An 18,239-nucleotide genomic window follows, 5' to 3' on the forward strand; every position below is an offset into this window, starting at 1 on the left:
GCGCCTCAGACGCCGGCGGGGCTGAAATCGCCCTCCGGGCAGTCCGGCCCCGCCGGGTCCGGCGTTGCGTTACGCGCCGCAGGAGCTAGCGCACGGCGAGCTCGGAGCGGATGAGCTCCAGCAAGCGGCCCGTCCAGTTCCGGCCGCCGCGGGGGCCCTCGTCCCGCCAGTAGGGGGAGTCGTGGAAGCCGGTGTAGAGGATGCCCGCCTGCCCCGTGCCCAGCAGGAGTTCGGCGAGTTCGGGGTGCTGGTCGAACTTGGCCCGCAGCAGCCCGGCCATGACGGCGAGCCGCACGGCGGGCCAGTCGGCGCGGCGGACCGCCCGTCCACCCAGTTCCCGGGCCTCGTCGGCGGTCGCGGCGGCGCGGATCAGGTCGTGGTCGGCGTGGTCGGCGGCGGACAGGGCCCAGTACCCGTGGACCACCGTCGGGTAGGTCTCGCCCCGATGGCTGAAGGGGGCCTCGTAGTCGTTGCGCAGCGCGAAGTCGCCGAGCCGGTCGGGCCATCCCCCGGGGTACATGGTCTGGGTGAGGACGACCGGCGGCTGCGGGGTGCCGGTGGGGTCGTCGGCGTGCAGGGCCGCTTCGTGGTCCCGTGCCGCCGCGACGGCCGCATCCGCTCGGGCGAAGTAGTCGAGGGAGTCCTGGTGCATCCGCTCCGTCACCTCGGGCCCGTCCCCGTCGACGCGCTCGCCGAGAGCGGTCACCAGGATCCGCAGCGGCCGGTCCTGGCGTTCCATGTCGCCCAGCATGTAGACCCGCAGGTGGGCGGGGACGGCGAGGTAGGCGTCCCGCAGCGCGGCCCGGCGGACCTCCGTCGGCTCGGCCTGGTAGGCCCGTATGGCGTCCCAGCAGCGGTCGGCCGCCCTCGGCCGTCCGGCCAGGCGGGCGATCTCGTCCGCCACCTCGGCGAGGAAGGACTCGTCGGTGCAGGGTTCCGGGTAGCGCTGTTCCCACTTCGGCGGGCCGGGGGACGGCTCGGGCGCGTCCGGCCGGTCCCGGTGCAGGGCGATCTTCCCGGAGGCGAGCCACCTCCCCAGTCCGGCCAGGTCGGTCGCCTCGAACCGGTCGAGGGAGATCCTGCCGTCCGCGTAGACGAAGAGGTGCTCGGGGTACTGCTCGTCGAGCCAGTCGTGCTTGCGCCACACGAGGCGCCAGGCCCCGTCGATGTTCTCTCCGTCGGATATGCGAAACGTCGGTCCGTGCCATGTCATGCACGGCACAGTACCGACGTTTCGATCTTGCTCGGGCAGCTCAGCGCGCGGTCTTGGTGTGGACGTAGTCCACCAGGCGCGTCAGGGCCTCGGGTTCGGTCGTCGGGAGGACTCCGTGGCCCAGGTTGAAGATGTGGCCCTCCAGGCCCGCGGCGGCCGCGAGGACCTCGTCCGCCTTGGCCTCGACGGCCTCCGGGGTGGAGAAGAGCACGGCCGGGTCCAGGTTGCCCTGGAGCGCCTTGCCCGGGCCGACCCGGCGGGCCGCCTCGTCGAGCGCGACCCGGTAGTCGACGCCCACGACGTCCGCGCCGGCCTCGCCCATCAGGCCGAGGAGCTCGCCCGTGCCCACGCCGAAGTGGATCCGCGGGACCCCGTACGAGGCGACGGACTCCAGCACCTTCGCCGACGCCGGCATCACCGAGCGGCGGTAGTCCGCCGGGGCGAGCGCGCCGACCCAGGAGTCGAAGAGCTGGATCGCGGAGGCGCCGGCCTCGATCTGGACCTTCAGGAAGGCGGAGGTGATCTCCGCGAGGCGGTCCAGCAGGTCGGCCCACAGCTGCGGGTCCCCGTACATCAGGGCCTTGGTGTGCTCGTGGTTCTTCGAGGGGCCGCCCTCGACCAGGTAGCTCGCGAGGGTGAAGGGCGCGCCCGCGAAGCCGATCAACGGGGTGGAGCCCAGTTCACTCGTGAGCATGCCGATCGCCTCGGTGACGTACGAGACGTCCTCAGGGGTGAGGTCGCGCAGCTGTGCGAGGTCCTCGCGGCGGCGGATCGGCTGGGCGACGACCGGTCCGATGCCCGGCTTGATGTCCAGGTCGATGCCGATGGCCTTCAGCGGGACCACGATGTCGGAGAAGAAGATCGCCGCGTCCACCTTGTGGCGGCGCACCGGCTGCAGGGTGATCTCGGTGACCAGGTCGGGCCGCATGCACGACTCGAGCATCTGGGTGCCCTCGCGCAGCTTGCGGTACTCCGGGAGCGAGCGGCCGGCCTGCCGCATGAACCACACGGGCGTGTGCGGTACCGGCTCGCGACGGCACGCCTTCAGGAAGGCGGAATCGTACGTCTGACTCGGCTGGCCCTTGGGGCGGTGGTTGGCGCTCACGCGCCAAATCTTCGCACGTATGAAGAAGTGCCCGGCCCGGCGCGGGTGTCCCTGCGCCGTACGGGCGCTCGTTCCGCCTAGTCTTCCCCGCATGGCTGCGGCTCAGGGACGATTTTCAGATGGCGCTGACGGTGTGGACAGCGCGGAGGAGAGCTCCGTCCCGCTCCCGTTCCGTCGGGCGGTCGACGGCTTGAAGAAGGCACGGCTGCGTCCGGGGATCGAGATCGACCCCACGAAGCCGCCGCGGAGACTGGCGCCGTACGCCTACGCGCTGGAGGCCGCGGTCGTGGACGGCGAGGACGACCTGGCCGACGGCCGGCTCGTCCTGCTCCACGATCCGGCCGGTCACGAGGCCTGGCACGGGACCTTCCGGCTGGTGACGCTCGTCCGGGCGGAGCTGGAGCCGGAGATGGCCGCGGACCCGCTCCTGCCCGAGGTGTGCTGGTCCTGGCTGAAGGGTGCGCTGGACGCGCGCGGGCTGACGTACGGGGAGGCGAGCGGGACCGTGACCATGGCCGGCTCGCACTACTTCGGCGGCCTCGCGGAGCGGCGCCCGGCGACGCAGATCGAGATCAGGGCCTCCTGGACGCCGCGCGAGGTGGTGGGCGGGGTGCCGGACACCGCGGCGCACCTGGCGGCGTGGTGCGAGCTGCTGTGCCAGGTCGCGGGACTGCCCCCGGTGGGGCCGACCGAGACCGTCACGGGCGTGGTCTCCCTGCCACAGCGGCGCGGTCCGCACCACCCGTAGCCGCGGGGCCGTACGGCCGCGCGCGGCGAGGCCGGTACGGGAACGGACGGTCGAAGCCCGCAACCGGGTGTCGGAACGGGGCGCCCGTTGTGGGCTTCTGATCACCCTATGATCGATCGTGCGTCCGAATTGCCCGAATTGTTACTCACTAAATCGTGATCATTCCCTAAAGCCGGGCGGGTGACGTGCCGAAGGAGTCAGTGACCATCCGCACGGTTCGCACCGGCGTCCTTCCCCGAGCCGGCCGTCCCGCCACTCCCCCAGGAGGCCTAGGTGTCCGTTCTTCTCGAGCAGCCCGCAAGCCTGGTCGCCTACCGCCCGAACAAGCCGACGGCCATGGTCGTCGTGGCCGACCCGCGCGTCCGTTCCACCGTGACCCGCCATCTGTGGGCCCTCGGAGTACGTGACGTGATCGAGGCTTCGTCCATCGCGGAGGCCCGCCCCCGCGTCGGCAGCCCGCGCGACATCTGCGTGGCCGACGTACACCTGCCCGACGGTTCCGGTCTCACCCTCCTCTCCGAGACCCGCGCCGCCGGCTGGCCCAACGGCCTGGCCCTGTCCGCCGCCGACGACATCGGCGCCGTACGCAACGCCCTCGCGGGCGGAGTGAAGGGCTACGTCGTCACCGGTACGCGGACCAACATCGGGCTCCCCACCCGGCCCGGCGCCGCCCCCATCGGCGCTGCCGCCGCCCGTATGCACCGCCGCCCCCCGGGTGCCCCGAGCCACCCGGGCGGCTACCGGGAGCTCTCCGGCCGCGAGGTCGAGGTCCTGCGCCTCGTCGCGGAGGGCCAGTCCAACAAGGCCATCGGCGTCTCGATGGGCCTGTCCGCCCTGACCGTCAAGTCCCACCTGGCCCGGATCGCCCGCAAGCTGGGCACCGGCGACCGGGCCGGGATGGTCGCCGTCGCACTGCGGACCGGGATCATCCATTAGAGCCCGGCCCGATCGGCCGGACAGGCCCCGACCCGCCCGGCGTCTCCCGGGCGAACCCCCGGGGAACCCCGGGAAACGTCCGACCCCTCCCCCGCGCGCCCGTCGACGGAACGTTCCGGCGACGGGCGCGTCGCATCCACGGATACCCTTGACCGGTGACCGACGCCCATGAGACCGCAGCACACCTGCGCACCACCACCGGGGGCGGCCCCCCGGACGACGAAGCTCCGTCCGATGGGCTGCCGATCCCCTTGCTGGAGCCCCGTGAGGGCATCCCTCCGGTCGTCGCCGACGAGGACGCGCTCGCCCGGGTGGTCGCGGCCTTCGCCGCGGGCACCGGGCCCGTCGCCGTCGACGCCGAGCGGGCCTCCGGATACCGCTACGGCCAGCGCGCCTACCTGGTGCAGCTGCGCCGCGAGGGCGCGGGATCCGCACTGATCGACCCGGTCGGCTGCCCCGACCTGTCCACACTGGGCGAGGCCCTGTCCGGCACCGAGTGGATCCTGCACGCCGCCACCCAGGACCTCCCCTGCCTGCGCGAAATAGGCATGGTGCCCACCTCCCTGTTCGACACCGAGCTGGCCGGCCGCCTGGCCGGCTTCCCGCGGGTCGGACTCGGCGCGATGGTCGAGAGCGTGCTCGGCTACGCGCTGGAGAAGGGCCACTCCGCCGTCGACTGGTCCACCCGCCCGCTTCCCGAGCCGTGGCTTCGCTACGCCGCCCTGGACGTGGAGCTGCTGGTGGACCTGCGGGACGCGCTGGAGAAGGAGCTGGACCGGCAGGGCAAGCTGGAATGGGCCCGCCAGGAGTTCGACGCCATCGCCTCCGCACCGCCCGCACCGCCCCGCAAGGACCCCTGGCGCCGTACGTCCGGGATGCACAAGGTGCGCCGCCGCCGGCAGATGGCGGTCGTCCGGGAGCTGTGGGAGTCCCGGGACCGGATCGCACAGCGGCGTGACGTGTCCCCCGGCAAGGTGCTGGGCGACGCGGCGATCGTCGAGGCCGCTCTCGCCCTCCCCGCGGACGCGCAGGCCCTGTCCGCCCTGCCCGGCTACGGGCAGCGCATGGGCCGGCGCCAGCTGGAGCAGTGGATGGCGGCCGTGGACCGGGCGAAGGCCCTGCCCGAGAACGCGCTGCCGCAGCCGGGTGCGACCCCGTCCGGCCCGCCGCCGCCGCGCTCCTGGGCCGACAAGGACCCGGTGGCCGCGGCCCGGCTGTCGGCGGCCCGCGCGGCCGTCTCCGAGCTGGCCGAGGGGCTGAACCTGCCCCAGGAGAACCTGATCACCCCGGACACGGTCCGCAGGCTCTGCTGGGAGCCGCCGCAGCGGCTCGAAGCGGACGCGGTGGCGCAGGCCCTGGCGGGCTACGGCGCGCGCCCCTGGCAGATCGAGCAGGTGACCCAGGCGCTGGTCACGGCCCTGGCCGTGACCGCCTGACACGCACCCGACCCCAGTGGACCCCCGGCCTCAGGCCGGGGGTTTTCTGTTACGCGCTCATGACACCCCACATCTTTTGAACACGCTCAACAATCGCTAGGTTCTTGAACATGATCAAAACCGGGTACGCGGCATGGGTGGAAGAGTTCGAGGCCGAGAAGGAGCGCCGGGCAGCCCTCGGGGACCCCGACTGGCGGGGCGGGGCACACCTGGCCCCCGAGATCGTCCGCAGCATCCAGAAGTTCCAGGTCGGCGAGGACGGGGACGGCTCCGCGCTCCTCGGCAAGGCGGTCCGCGCGGGCGACCCGGTGTACGCCGAGGCCGCCCGGCTGTTCATCGCTGAGGAGCAGAACCACGCGCGGATGCTCGCCCTGCTGCTGGCGGCGGGCGGGGCCGGGACCCTGGACGGCCACTGGAGCGACGCGGCCTTCGTCCGGGTGCGCCGGCTGCTCGGGCTGCGGGTGGAGCTGCTGGTGCTGATGATCGCCGAGGTGGTGGCCCTGGCGTACTACAGGGCGCTGCGCGACGGCGCCGCGGATCCGCTGGTCTCGGAGGTCGCGGGCCGGATCCTGGCGGACGAGCGGCGGCACGTCCCCTTCCACTGCCTGCGCCTGCGCGAGGGTCTGGCCCGGCTCCCGCGTCCGGCCAGGCGGGCCGTGACCGCCGGCTGGCGCGGGCTGCTGTCCTGCGCGGGCCTGCTGGTCGCCGTGGACCACGGCGCGGCCCTGCGCAGCCTGGGGGTGAGCCGCCGCGCCTTCGTGGCGGAGGTGGTCCGCTCCTCGGCGCCGATGGCCGTGGCGATGGCGGACGGCCCGGCGGCCGGCCCCGCGGCGGTGCCTGCGGCAGTGTGACCTTCGCCGCTCCTCGGGGAGGGGGTGTGCACATGGGTTACCCGCAAGTAGCATGGGCCGGGTGAGCGGGCGCTCAGCAACGCATGCCGAGCACGCCCCCGCGCAGCAGTGCACACCCGCACCTGGAGGAGAGCCAACGTGCCTCGTACCGTCAGGGACGTCGTCTTCGTCGACGGCGTCCGCACCCCGTTCGGCAAGGCGGGCCCGAAGGGCATCTACAACGAGACCCGCGCCGACGATCTCGTTGTGAAGGCGATCCGGGAGCTGCTGCGCCGCAACCCGGACCTGGACCCCGCGAAGATCGACGAGGTCGCCATCGCCGCGACCACGCAGATCGGCGACCAGGGCCTGACGCTGGGCCGTACGGCCGGCATTCTCGCGGGCCTCCCGCAGTCCGTCCCGGGCTACTCGATCGACCGCATGTGCGCCGGCGCGCTGACCGCCGTGACCGCCGTCGCGGGCGGCGTGGCCTTCGGTGCCTACGACGTCGCCCTCGCCGGCGGTGTCGAGCACATGGGCCGCCACCCCATGGGTGAGGGCGTGGACCCGAACCCGCGCTTCGTCTCCGAGAAGCTGGTCGACGAGTCCGCCCTGTTCATGGGCATGACCGCCGAGAACCTGCACGACCGGTACCCGACGATCACCAAGCTCCGCGCCGACGAGTACGCCGTGCGCTCGCAGGAGAAGGCCGCCAAGGCGTACGCCGACGGCAAGATCCAGCAGGACCTGGTCCCGATCTCGGTGCGCAACACCAACGAGGCGGCCGGTGAGACGGGCTGGGGCCTGGTCACCACCGACGAGCCGATGCGCCCGGGCACCACCCTGGAGAACCTGGCCGGCCTGAAGACCCCCTTCCGTACCCACGGCCGGGTCACCGCGGGCAACGCCGCCGGTCTCAACGACGGTGCCACGGCCGCGATCATCGCCTCCGAGGACTTCGCCCGCGAGAACAACCTCCCGGTCAAGATGCGCCTGGTCTCGTACTCCTTCGCGGGTGTCGAGCCGGAGGTCATGGGCTACGGCCCGATCCCGGCCACCGAGAAGGCCCTGGCCCAGGCCGGTCTGACGATCGAGGACATCGGCCTCTTCGAGGTCAACGAGGCCTTCGCGGTCCAGGTCCTCGCGTTCCTGGAGCACTACGGCATCGCCGATGACGACGCCCGCGTGAACCAGTACGGCGGGGCCATCGCCTTCGGCCACCCGCTCGCCTCCTCCGGCGTGCGCCTGATGACGCAGCTGGCCCGCCAGTTCGAGGAGCAGCCGCACGTCCGCTACGGCCTGACCACCATGTGCGTCGGCTTCGGCATGGGCGCCACGGTCATCTGGGAGAACCCGAACTTCAACGCCGAGGGAGACTCCAAGTGAGCACCACCGCTGAGCTCCTGAAGGGTGCGGCCGAGCTGTTCCCGGACGAGGTCGTCACGTCCGCGCACGTCCGCCACCTGGATCTGCCGTACGGCGCCGGGCGCTTCGCGCTCGTCACGCTGGACAACGGCTTCGACCACACCAAGCCGACCACCTTCGGCCCGCAGTCCCTCGCCAACCTGAACGCGGCGATCGACCAGGTCGAGCAGGAGGCCCTCGCGGGCTCCATCGTCGGCGCGGGCATCACCGGCAAGCCGTTCATCTTCGCGGTCGGCGCCGACCTCAAGGGCGTCGAGCTGCTGAAGAAGCACGACGAGGCGCTCGCCATCGGCAAGGGCGGCCACGACGTCTTCAAGCGTCTCGCGGCCCTCGCGGTCCCGACCTTCGCCTACTACAACGGCGCGGCGATGGGCGGCGGTGTCGAGGTCGGTCTGCACTGCAGCTACCGCACCGTCTCCAAGGCCATCCCGGCCTTCTCGCTGCCCGAGGTCTTCCTCGGCCTGGTCCCCGGCTGGGGCGGCTGCGCCCTGCTGCCGAACCTGATCGGCGCGGAGCGCGCGATCTCGGTGATCATCGAGAACTCGCTGAACCAGAACCGCCAGCTCAAGGGCAAGCAGGTCTTCGAACTCGGCATCGCGGACGCGATCTTCGAGGGCGCGGACTTCCTGGAGCAGTCCCTCATCTGGACCGCGAAGGTCCTCAAGGGCGACACCGAGGTCGTACGCGCCGAGGTCGAGCGCGGCGAGGTCTGGGACGCGGCCGTGGCCAAGGGCCGCGCCATCGCCGACTCCAAGGTGCACGGCGCCGCCCCGGCCGCCTACCGCGCGCTGGACATCATCGCCGCGGCCAAGGACGGCGACCTCCAGGCCGGCTTCGACGCCGAGGACACCGCCCTCGCGGACCTCATCATGGGCGGCGAGCTGCGCTCCGGAATCTACGCCTTCAACCTGGTGCAGAAGCGCGCCAAGCGCCCGGCCGGCGCCCCGGACAAGTCCCTGGCCCGTCCGGTCACCAAGGTCGGCGTCGTCGGCGCGGGCCTGATGGCCTCTCAGCTGGCGCTGCTCTTCCTGCGCCGCCTGGAGGTGCCGGTGGTCCTCACCGACATCGACCAGGAGCGCGTGGACAAGGGCGTGGGCTACGTCCACGCCGAGATCCAGAAGCTGCTCGGCAAGGGCCGCATCAACCAGGACAAGGCCAACCGCCTGACCGCCCTGGTGACCGGCGTCCTGGACAAGGCCGAGGGCTTCGCGGACGCGGACTTCATCATCGAGGCCGTGTTCGAGGAGATGTCCGTCAAGCAGAAGGTGTTCGCGGAGGTCGAGGCGGTCGCCCCGGCGCACGCGATCCTCGCCACCAACACCTCCTCGCTGTCGGTGTCGGAGATGGCCTCCAAGCTCCAGCACCCGGAGCGCGTGGTCGGCTTCCACTTCTTCAACCCGGTCGCGATCCTCCCGCTGCTGGAGATCGTCCGCGGTGAGCAGACCGACGACGCCTCGCTGGCCACGGCCTTCGGTGTCGCCAAGAAGCTGAAGAAGACCGCGGTCCTCACCAAGGACGCCCCGGCGTTCGTCGTGAACCGCATCCTGACCCGCTTCATGGGCGAGATCCAGAACGTCATCGACGAGGGCACCCCGGTGGTCACCGCCGAGAAGGCCATCGAGCCGCTCGGCCTGCCGATGTCCCCGCTGGTGCTCCTGGAGCTCGTCGGCCCGGCGATCGGTCTGCACGTCTCCGAGACCCTGAACCGCGCCTTCCCGGAGCGCTTCACCGTCTCCCCGAACCTGGCGGCCGTGGTCAAGGCCGGCAAGCGCGGCTTCTACGTCTACAAGGCGGAGAACGGCTTCAAGCCGGAGCTCGACCCCGAGGTCGCCGCGCTCCTGGTGCAGGGCGACAGCGTCCTGACCGAGGAGCAGGTCCGCGACCGCGTCCTGGACGCGGTGGCGCAGGAGATCGGCCTGATGCTGGAGGAGGGTGTCGTGGCCGAGGCCCAGGACATCGACCTCTGCCTCATCACCGGTGCGGGCTGGCCCTTCCACCTGGGCGGCATCACGCCGTACCTGGACCGTGAGGGCGTCTCCGAGCGCGTCAACGGCAAGAAGTTCCTGGCTCCCGGACTGGCGAGCGTCCCCGCCTAGTCCGGCCCGCAGACAGGCGTTTCACGGCTCGGCCCGCCCCTTCCGAGGGGCGGGCTTCGGCCATTCGAATACGTGTCTAAGATTCACCCCCATGACGGAAAAGCACGCGCGGCCCAGGCGCCGCCGCCGCATTCTGCGGATCACCCTTCTGCTGGTCGCCGTGCTGATCCTGGGCGCGGCCGGCGCGGGCTGGTGGACGTACAGCCACCTCAACGGCAACATCGACAGCGTCGACCTGGACCAGGCGATCGGCGACAACCGGCCGCAGAAGGTCGTGGCGGGCGCGCAGAACGTCCTGGTGCTCGGCTCCGATTCGCGGGCCGGGGCCAACGGGGACCTCGACCACGGCGACGTCAGCGGCACCCGCTCGGACACCACGATGCTGGTGCACATACCCGAGGGCCGGTCCAAGGCCACCGCGGTCAGCATCCCCCGCGACACCCTGGTCACCCGGCCCGAGTGCAAGGCCGCCGACGGCAAGACGGTGCCGTCCCAGAAGCGGGCCATGTTCAACGCGATTTACGGTCTCGGCGGTCCGGCCTGCGTGGTCAAGACCGTGGAGGAGATGTCCGGGGTCCGCGTGGACCACTTCGTCGAGGTGGACTTCGCCGGGTTCAAGGGCCTGGTGGACGCCCTCGGCGGGGTCACCGTCACCCTGGACAAGCCGATGACCGGTGCCAAGGGCGGCCTCAAACTGGACGCGGGCACGCACCGGCTGAACGGGACCGACTCGCTCAAGTTCGTCCGTACCCGCTACGGCTACGGCGACGGCAGCGACCTCGGACGCATAGGTCTCCAGCAGCAGTTCATGATGGCGATGCTGTCCGAGATCAAGAAGCAGGACGCCCTGGGCAACCCGGCGCGCCTCTACAAGCTCGCCGACGCCGGGACGAAGTCGCTGACGACCGACTCCGACCTCGCCTCGCTCACCGCGCTGTCCGACTTCGCGCAGAGCATGAAGGGCGTGGACCCCGACACCATGCAGACGATCATGCTGCCGGTCGCCTACGACAAGGTGGACCCCAACCGCGTGATCGCCGCGGAGCCGCAGGCGACCCAACTGTGGGATGCCCTGCGCAAGGACCAGCCGGTCCCGGAGTCGGCGAAGAAGTCCCCGGCCAAGGGCTGACGGGGGCCCGCGCACACGGAGCCGGCCGTACGGGTGACCCGTACGGCCGGCTTCGGGCTTCGCGCTAGAACTTCGCGTCCTGGCCGGCCTTGCCGAGGCGGCTGTGCTGGCGTCCGTACAGGAAGTAGACGACGATGCCGATCGCCATCCAGATCCCGAAGCGGATCCAGGTCTCGGCCGGCAGGTTGAGCATCAGCCAGAGCGAGGCCGCGATCGACAGGATCGGGACGAACGGCACCCACGGGGTGCGGAAGGCCCGGTGCAGGTCGGGGCGGGTCCGGCGCAGGACGATCACGCCGAGGGCGACCACCACGAAGGCGAACAGGGTGCCGATGTTCACCAGTTCCGCGAGCTTCTCCAGGCTGGTGAAGCCCGCGACGACTGCGATGACCCCACCGAGCAGCATGGTCGCCCGGTACGGCGTGCGGTACTTGGGGTGGGTGACGGAGAAGACGCGCGGCAGCAGTCCGTCACGGCTCATCGCGAAGAACACGCGGGTCTGGCCGAGCAACAGGATCATGCACACCGTGATCAGACCGACGGACGCCCCGAGGCTGATGGCGCCGGCGAAGAACGGCTGGTTCACGGATTTGAAGGCCTCTGCGAGAGGCGCGCTGGGCGACATCTCCGAATACTTCTGCATGCCGGTGACCACCAGCGTCACGGCGACGTAGAGCACCGTGCAGATCAGCAGCGAGCCGAGAATGCCGCGTGGCATGTCCCGCTGGGGGTTCTTGGTCTCCTCGGCCGCGGTGGCCACGACGTCGAAGCCGATGAAGGCGAAGAAGATGAGGGAGGCCGCGGTGAAGATGCCCATGACGCCGAAGTTGGTGGGCGCGTAGCCGAACAGCAGCTGGACCAGTGGCGCGTGCAGGCCGCCGCCCGCCGCCTGCGGCTCGGCCGGAGGGATGAACGGCGAGTAGTTGTCGGCCTTGATGAAGAACAGACCGGCGATGATGACCAGCATCACCACGGTGACCTTGATGGCGACCACGACGGCGGTGATCCGCGCCGAGAGCTTCGTCCCGACGACCAGGACCGCGGTCAGCGCCAGGATCAGCAGGAAGGCCAGCAGGTCGAAGGTTCCTCCCGCGTCGGGCCCGGAGAGCGCGACCGGCAGGTCCCAGCCGAGGTTGGTGTCCATGAGGTGGCGCACGTACCCGGACCAGCCCACCGCCACGACGGCGGTGCCGAGCGCGAACTCCAGCACCAGGTCCCAGCCGATGATCCAGGCGGGCAACTCACCGATCGAGGCGTACGAGAAGGTGTAGGCCGAGCCGGCCACCGGAACGGTGGAGGCGAACTCGGCGTAGCAGAGCGCCGCCAGGGCGCAGACGATGCCCGCCGCCACGAAGGCGAGGGCGGTGGCGGGTCCGGCGTTGTTCCGGGCCGCGATGCCCGTAAGGACGAAGATGCCGGTGCCGATGATGACACCCACACCGAACACCGTCAGGTCCCAGGCGGAGAGCGATTTCCGGAGGGCGTGTTCCGGCTCCTCCGTGTCGCGGATGGACTGCTCCACCGTCTTGGTGCGGAAGGGGCTGTTCATATCCCTACTCACCAACGCACCTCCGAACAGGTGTCGACGCACGCGAACGGGCCGGGAGGCCCACTCCTCAAGAGTGATCTCCCGGCCCGTGACGTGCAACCGCGCGGCGGTCCAGGCAATGCCGTCGAGTGGTCGTACCGGACTTCGACGGCCCGCCCGGGGTCTAGTCGACGGCGGCGGCCCGCTCGCTGTCGTAGCGCCCGTCCAGCTTGGCCACCAGTCCGGTGACCTGCCGCGCGATGTCCGGTGCGGTCAGCCCGATCTCGGCCATGACCTCCTTGCGGGAGGCGTGGTCGAGGAAGCGCTGAGGGATGCCGAAGTCGCGCAGCGGTACGTCGATCCCCGCGTCCCGGAGCGCCTGCGAGACAGCGGAACCCACGCCGCCGGTGCGGCCGTTGTCCTCGACCGTGACGACCACGCGGTGGCGCTCGGCGAGCGGGGGCAGCGCCTCGTCCACCGGCTTGACCCAGCGGGGGTCGACCACGGTGGTGGTGATGCCCTGCTTGTCCAGCAGGGTGGCGATATCCAGGCACATCGGGGCCAGTGCGCCGACCGAGACGAGCAGTACGTCCGGCCGGGTGACGTCGGAGCCGGGCTCGCGCAGCACGTCCATGCCGCCGATCCGGCCGACGGCCGGGACGGCCGGTCCGACGACGCCCTTGGAGTAGCGCACGACGGTCGGCGCGTCCTTGACCGCGACGGCCTCGCGCAGCTGGGCGCGCAGCTGCTCCGCGTCACGCGGTGCGGCGAGCCGCAGACCGGGCACGACCTGCATGATCGACATATCCCACATACCGTTGTGGGAGGCGCCGTCGGTGCCGGTGACACCGGCGCGGTCCAGGACGAAGGTGACACCGCACTTGTGCAGGGCCACGTCCATCAGGACCTGGTCGAAGGCACGGTTGAGGAAGGTGGCGTACACCGCGAAGACCGGGTGGGCGCCGCCGGTGGCCAGGCCCGCCGCCGAGGTGGCGCCGTGCTGCTCGGCGATGCCGACGTCGAAGATCCGGTCCGGGAAGGCGTCCGCGAACTTCTTCAGGCCGACCGGGTGGAGCATGGCCGCGGTGATGCCGACGATGTCCGGGCGCTCGTGGCCGAGCTTGACCATCTCGTCCGCGAAGACGGAGGTCCAGCTCGCGGCGTCGGTGGCGACCGGCAGACCGGTGTCGGGATGGATCACGCCGACCGCGTGGAAGCGGTCCGCCTCGTGCTCCAGGGCCGGGGTGTAGCCGCGGCCCTTCTGGGTGAGGCAGTGCACGATGACCGGCCCGCTGAAGCGCTTGGCCCGCTGCAGGGCGGATTCCAGGGCCTCGATGTCGTGGCCGTCGATGGGGCCGATGTACTTCAGGCCCAGGTCCTCGAACATGCCCTGCGGGGCGATGAAGTCCTTGAGGCCCTTCTTGGCGCCGTGCAGGGTCTCGTAGAGCGGCTTCCCGACGACCGGGGTGCGCTCCAGCAGGTCCTTGCCGCGGGCCAGGAAGCGCTCGTAGCCGTCCGTGGTGCGCAGGGTGGCCAGGTGGTTGGCGAGGCCGCCGATGGTGGGGCCGTAGGAGCGCTCGTTGTCGTTGACGACGATGACCAGGGGCCGGTCCTTGGCGGCGGCGATGTTGTTCAGCGCCTCCCAGGCCATGCCGCCGGTCAGCGCGCCGTCGCCGATGACGGCGGCGACGTGGTGGTCCTCGCGGCCGAGCACCTCGTTGGCCTTGGCGATGCCGTCGGCCCAGCCCAGCACGGTGGAGGCGTGCGAGTTCTCGATCACGTCGTGGTCGGACTCGGCGCGCGAGGGGTAGCCGGACAGGCCGCCCTTGGAGCGCAGGTTGCCGAAGTCCTGGCGGCCGGTGAGCAGCTTGTGGACGTAGGACTGGTGGCCGGTGTCGAAGAGGACCTTGTCCTTGGGCGAGTCGAAGACCCGGTGCAGGGCGATCGTCAGTTCGACCACCCCGAGGTTGGGGCCGAGGTGCCCGCCGGTCTTGGAGACGGCGTCGACGAGGAAGGACCTGATCTCGGCGGCGAGCTGGTCGAGCTCCTCCTGGCTGAGCCGGTCCAGATCGCGCGGTCCCTTGATGCGGGTCAGCAGCACCCGTGCCTCCTTGCAGTTGCTTGCTGGTCTGTCGAGTCTAATCTTCCGCCCGCAGGCACCGTCATCGGGCCGTCCCGAGCGGGTCACACCTTTGTCATACATGTACGCCCCCGCGCGACCCCACACATCACATTCGGGCGTATACCCGTACAGGAGTACCCACGGATGCACGCACAGGTGCCCGGTGCCACACGAAGTGGCACCGGGCACTGTGACCGGTCTTACCGCCGGTCCGGCCGTGCGGACCGGCGGTGGGGAAGCGCCGTCAGGCGCGTCCGGCCGTCTTCTGCGTCTTGCGGGTGACCGAGTCGATCACCACGGTGGCCAGCAGCACCGCTCCAGTGATCATGTACTGGATCGGGGTCGCAATTCCCTCCAGGGCCAGACCGTACTGGATCGAGACGATGACCATGACGCCGAGGAGGGCGTTCCAGGTCCGTCCCCGGCCGCCGAAGAGGCTGGTGCCGCCGATGACGGCCGCCGCGATCACGTTCATCAGCAGGTCGCCGGCGCCGGCGCTCTGGTTGGCCGCCGCGATCTTCGAGGCCCAGAACAGACCGCCGATGGCGGCGAAGGTGCTGGAGATCGCGAAGACCGTGATCCGGATCCGGGTGACGTTGATGCCCGCGCGGCGGGAGGCCTCGACGCTGCCACCCAGCGCGAAGACGTTTCGCCCGAAGGTCGTGCGGCGCAGCAGGAAGTCCGTGACGACCAAGGCCAGCAGGAAGACCACGACCGCGAGCGGCAGGCCCTTGTACTGGTTGAACAGCACGGCGGGGCCGAAGGCGAACACCGCGAGCAGGCCGGTGCGCAGCAGGATCTCGACGAGCGGCCGGGAGGGCATTCCGGCGGCCTCGCGGCGCCGGGCGTCGAGGAAGGCCGCGAGGAAGTAACCGGCCACCGCGAGCGCGGCCAGCCCGTAGGCGACGGCCACGTCCGAGAAGAAGTACGTGGTCAGCTGGCCGACCACGCCGTCCGAGTCGATGTTGATCGTGCCGTTGCTGCCGAGGATCTGCAGCATCGCGCCCAGCCAGAAGAGCAGGCCCGACAGGGTGACGGCGAAGGCCGGGGCGCCGATCCTGGCGAAGAAGAAGCCGTGGATGCAGCCGATCAGGGCGCCGCCGGCGATGGCCGCCAGGATCGCCAGCCATTCGTTCATCCCGTGGGTGACGGCGAGGACGGCCACGATCGCGCCCGAGACGCCGCTGACCGAGCCGACCGAGAGGTCGATCTCACCGAGCAGCAGCACGAAGATGATGCCGATGGCGATCATGCCGGTGCCGGTCATCGTGATCGCGATGTTGGTGAGGTTCTCCGGGGAGAGGAAGTTCGAGTTCAGCCCCTGGAAGATCGACCAGATGACGATCAGGCCGATGACGACCGGGAGGGAACCCAGGTCGCCGGCCTTCATCTTGCGCTTGAACTCGCCCACGTACCCGGCGAGGCCCTCCTCCCTGACGAGCAGGCGGGGGTCCACGGCCGGAATCGCGTCGTGAGCGGCCGCGGGGTTGACCGGGTCGATGTGCTCCGGCTGATCGGCCGGGCCCGTGCCCAGCGGATCGGCGGCAGACTTCTTGGTGCTCACTTGCGGGCCTCCCCGGTGCGGGCCGCCCGGCGGGTCACGGCGTTGTCCGTGGCCCCGGTGATGGCGGAGATGATCTCTTCCTGCGAGGTGTCGGCGACGTTGAAGACACCGTTGTTGCGGCCCAGCCGAAGGACCGCCACCTTGTCGGCGACCGCCTTCACATCGGCCATGTTGTGGCTGATGAGGATGACGGCGTGGCCGCGCTCGCGCAGCCGCTCCACCAGGTCGAGGACCTGTGCGGTCTGCTCGACGCCGAGGGCGGCGGTGGGCTCGTCGAGGATGACGAGCCGGGGCTCCCCCAGCATGGAACGGGCGATCGCCACGGTCTGGCGCTGACCGCCGGAGAGCGAGGCGATGGGGATCCGGACACTGGGGATCCGGATGGACAGGGTGGTGAGGAGCTCGCGGGCGCGGCGCTCCATCTCCACCTCGTCGAGGATGCCGAAGCTCTTGAGCTCCCGGCCGAGGAAGAGGTTGCCGACGACGTCGATGTTGTCGCACAGCGCCAGGTCCTGGTAGACCGTCGCGATGCCCAGGTTCTGGGCGTCGTGGGGCTTGCCGATGGAAACCGGGCGCCCTTCCCACTCGATGACTCCGTCATCGATGGGGTGCACGCCGGCGATCGTCTTGACCAGCGTGGACTTGCCGGCCCCGTTGTCGCCGACGAGGGCGACCACTTCACCGGAGTGGATCTCGAGTTCTACGTCGGTCAGGGCCTGAACGGCGCCGAACCGCTTCGAGACCCCTCGCAACGCCAGCACGGGCGCAGCGGACACATGAACCATCTCCTTCGCCGCCTGACCGGCGGGGATGTCGTGCAAAAGAGCAGGAGCGGGGCGAATGGGGGAACGTTTCTGCCCGGCGCCCCGCCGGTGGCGGGGATGAGAGGGCGGGGCGCCGGTCAGGCACGGGGGGCCGCCTCGCGAGGAGGCGGCGGGGGCCTCTACTTCAGGCCGAGGGCGGCGCAGGCCGCCGCGTACTTGTCGGTGCAGATCTCGGCGACCGTGTAGACGCCGTCCTTGACGACGGTGTCGTTGATGTTGCCCTTGGTCAGCGAGACGACCGGGATCAGCACGGACGGAACGCCCTTGTTGGTCGGGCTGTCGACCGTGGAGGTGGTGACGCCTTCGAGCTTCTCACCCTTGGCGAGGGCGACGGCCATCTTCGCGGCGGCCTCGGCCTCGGGGGCGTACGGCTTGTAGACGCTCATGAACTGCTCGCCCGCCACGATCCGCTGCACACCTGCGAGTTCGGCGTCCTGGCCGGTGACCGGAGGCAGCGGGGACACACCGGCCGCCTTCAGGGCGGTGATGATGCCGCCCGCCATGCCGTCGTTGGCGGAGTAGACGCCGACGACCTTGTCCTTGCCGAGCGCGGAGAGGGCGGCCGCCATGTTGGTGTTGGCGTTCTCCGGCTTCCACTCGACGGTGTCGTACTCCTTGCCGACGTTCACCTTGCCGTCGAGAACGGAGTGCGCACCGGACTTGAAGAGCTTGGCGTTCGGGTCGGTGACCGAACCGTTCATCATGACGATCTGGCCGTCCTTGGCCTTGTCGCCCAGCGCCTCGAGCAGCGCCTTGCCCTGAACCTTGCCGACCTCTTCGTTGTCGAAGGAGGTGTACGCCTCGATCGGGCCCTCGGCCAGACGGTCGTAGGCGACGACCGGGATGCCGGCCTCCTTCGCCTTCTTGACCGAGCCCGCGATGGCCTTCGAGTCCACCGCGTCGATGATCAGCACGTCCACCTTGTTGGTGATCATCGTGTCGACCTGGGAGTTCTGCGTGGTCGCGTCCTGCTTGGCGTTGGCGTAGACGACCTCGCCCTTGCCACCGGTGAGCTCGGCGACCTTCTTCTCGATCAGCGGCTTGTCGAACTTCTCGTAACGCGCGGTCTGGTTCTCCGGCAGGAGCAGACCGACCTTGATCGCGTCGCCCTTGGCAGCGCCGGTTTCCTTCGTCTGGTCGCCGGCCTCCTTCGCACTGCCACAAGCGGCGAGCGAAACGGCCATGGCACCGGCGGCAACAGCTACGGCGGCTCTGCGCATACGCGTGTTCATTACTTGAACCTCCCTGACGAGGCCGCAGCACTGCGGCCGAGGTGGATGTGA

At 70.6% G+C, this 18,239-nt stretch carries 14 protein-coding genes; 7 read left to right on the forward strand and 7 right to left on the reverse strand.

The features are described from left to right. Positions 1 to 85: 85 nt before the first annotated feature. Both OG447_RS28770 and hemE read right to left on the reverse strand, forming a co-directional pair. Positions 86 to 1,213, reverse strand: a complete 1,128-nt coding sequence (locus OG447_RS28770; RefSeq protein WP_266940349.1) for an NADAR family protein — start codon at positions 1,211 to 1,213, stop codon at positions 86 to 88. Positions 1,214 to 1,253: 40 nt separating this feature from the next. Beyond that, positions 1,254 to 2,318 (reverse strand): uroporphyrinogen decarboxylase, encoded by a 1,065-nt coding sequence (gene hemE, locus OG447_RS28775; protein ID WP_266940350.1) that lies wholly within the window; start codon positions 2,316 to 2,318, stop codon positions 1,254 to 1,256. A gap of 91 nt (positions 2,319 to 2,409) precedes the next feature. Between hemE and OG447_RS28780 the strand changes: the two genes are divergently transcribed. The 7 genes from OG447_RS28780 (at position 2,410) to OG447_RS28810 (ending at position 10,918) form a co-directional block, all read left to right on the forward strand. Beyond that, the gene (locus OG447_RS28780) at positions 2,410 to 3,066 is read left to right on the forward strand and encodes a DUF3000 domain-containing protein (protein ID WP_266940351.1); all 657 of its coding nucleotides are present in this window, start codon (positions 2,410 to 2,412) and stop codon (positions 3,064 to 3,066) included. Between the two features lie 273 nt (positions 3,067 to 3,339). Then, positions 3,340 to 4,002 (forward strand): response regulator transcription factor, encoded by a 663-nt coding sequence (locus OG447_RS28785; protein ID WP_007267191.1) that lies wholly within the window; start codon positions 3,340 to 3,342, stop codon positions 4,000 to 4,002. A 155-nt stretch (positions 4,003 to 4,157) separates the two neighbouring features. Continuing rightward, a complete protein-coding gene (locus OG447_RS28790; protein ID WP_266940352.1) occupies positions 4,158 to 5,438 on the forward strand; it encodes a ribonuclease D in 1,281 nt (426 codons plus the stop codon). A gap of 110 nt (positions 5,439 to 5,548) precedes the next feature. Beyond that, on the forward strand, positions 5,549 to 6,289 hold the full coding sequence (locus OG447_RS28795) for a ferritin-like domain-containing protein (protein WP_266940353.1): 741 nt from the start codon (positions 5,549 to 5,551) through the stop codon (positions 6,287 to 6,289). Positions 6,290 to 6,427: 138 nt separating this feature from the next. Beyond that, positions 6,428 to 7,654, forward strand: a complete 1,227-nt coding sequence (locus tag OG447_RS28800; protein WP_266940354.1) for an acetyl-CoA C-acyltransferase — start codon at positions 6,428 to 6,430, stop codon at positions 7,652 to 7,654. Continuing rightward, the gene (locus OG447_RS28805) at positions 7,651 to 9,789 is read left to right on the forward strand and encodes a 3-hydroxyacyl-CoA dehydrogenase NAD-binding domain-containing protein (RefSeq protein WP_266940356.1); all 2,139 of its coding nucleotides are present in this window, start codon (positions 7,651 to 7,653) and stop codon (positions 9,787 to 9,789) included. Before OG447_RS28800 ends, OG447_RS28805 begins: the two co-directional genes overlap by 4 nt. 91 nt (positions 9,790 to 9,880) lie before the next feature. Continuing rightward, the gene (locus OG447_RS28810) at positions 9,881 to 10,918 is read left to right on the forward strand and encodes an LCP family protein (RefSeq protein WP_266940357.1); all 1,038 of its coding nucleotides are present in this window, start codon (positions 9,881 to 9,883) and stop codon (positions 10,916 to 10,918) included. Between the two features lie 64 nt (positions 10,919 to 10,982). On the opposite strand, the gene OG447_RS28815 is transcribed toward OG447_RS28810, so the two are convergent. From OG447_RS28815 to OG447_RS28835, 5 genes are all read right to left on the reverse strand, one after another. After that, entirely contained in the window at positions 10,983 to 12,467 is a 1,485-nt protein-coding gene (locus OG447_RS28815) for an amino acid permease (RefSeq protein ID WP_266940358.1), read from the reverse strand. A 163-nt stretch (positions 12,468 to 12,630) separates the two neighbouring features. Then, complete coding sequence (gene dxs, locus OG447_RS28820) at positions 12,631 to 14,547, reverse strand: 1-deoxy-D-xylulose-5-phosphate synthase (RefSeq protein WP_266940360.1); 1,917 nt, start codon at positions 14,545 to 14,547, stop codon at positions 12,631 to 12,633. Between the two features lie 265 nt (positions 14,548 to 14,812). After that, positions 14,813 to 16,102, reverse strand: coding sequence for a sugar ABC transporter permease (locus OG447_RS28825; RefSeq protein WP_266940957.1), 1,290 nt, complete (start codon positions 16,100 to 16,102; stop codon positions 14,813 to 14,815). Between the two features lie 26 nt (positions 16,103 to 16,128). Beyond that, on the reverse strand, positions 16,129 to 16,917 hold the full coding sequence (locus OG447_RS28830) for an ATP-binding cassette domain-containing protein (RefSeq protein WP_266940361.1): 789 nt from the start codon (positions 16,915 to 16,917) through the stop codon (positions 16,129 to 16,131). A gap of 158 nt (positions 16,918 to 17,075) precedes the next feature. Next, positions 17,076 to 18,188 carry a sugar ABC transporter substrate-binding protein gene (locus tag OG447_RS28835; RefSeq protein WP_266940362.1) on the reverse strand — a complete coding sequence of 371 codons (1,113 nt, stop codon included), beginning with the start codon at positions 18,186 to 18,188 and terminating at the stop codon, positions 17,076 to 17,078. Positions 18,189 to 18,239: the final 51 nt, after the last annotated feature.

Origin of the sequence: Streptomyces sp. NBC_01408 (genome assembly GCF_026340255.1) — a bacterium.
GTDB lineage: Bacteria > Actinomycetota > Actinomycetes > Streptomycetales > Streptomycetaceae > Streptomyces.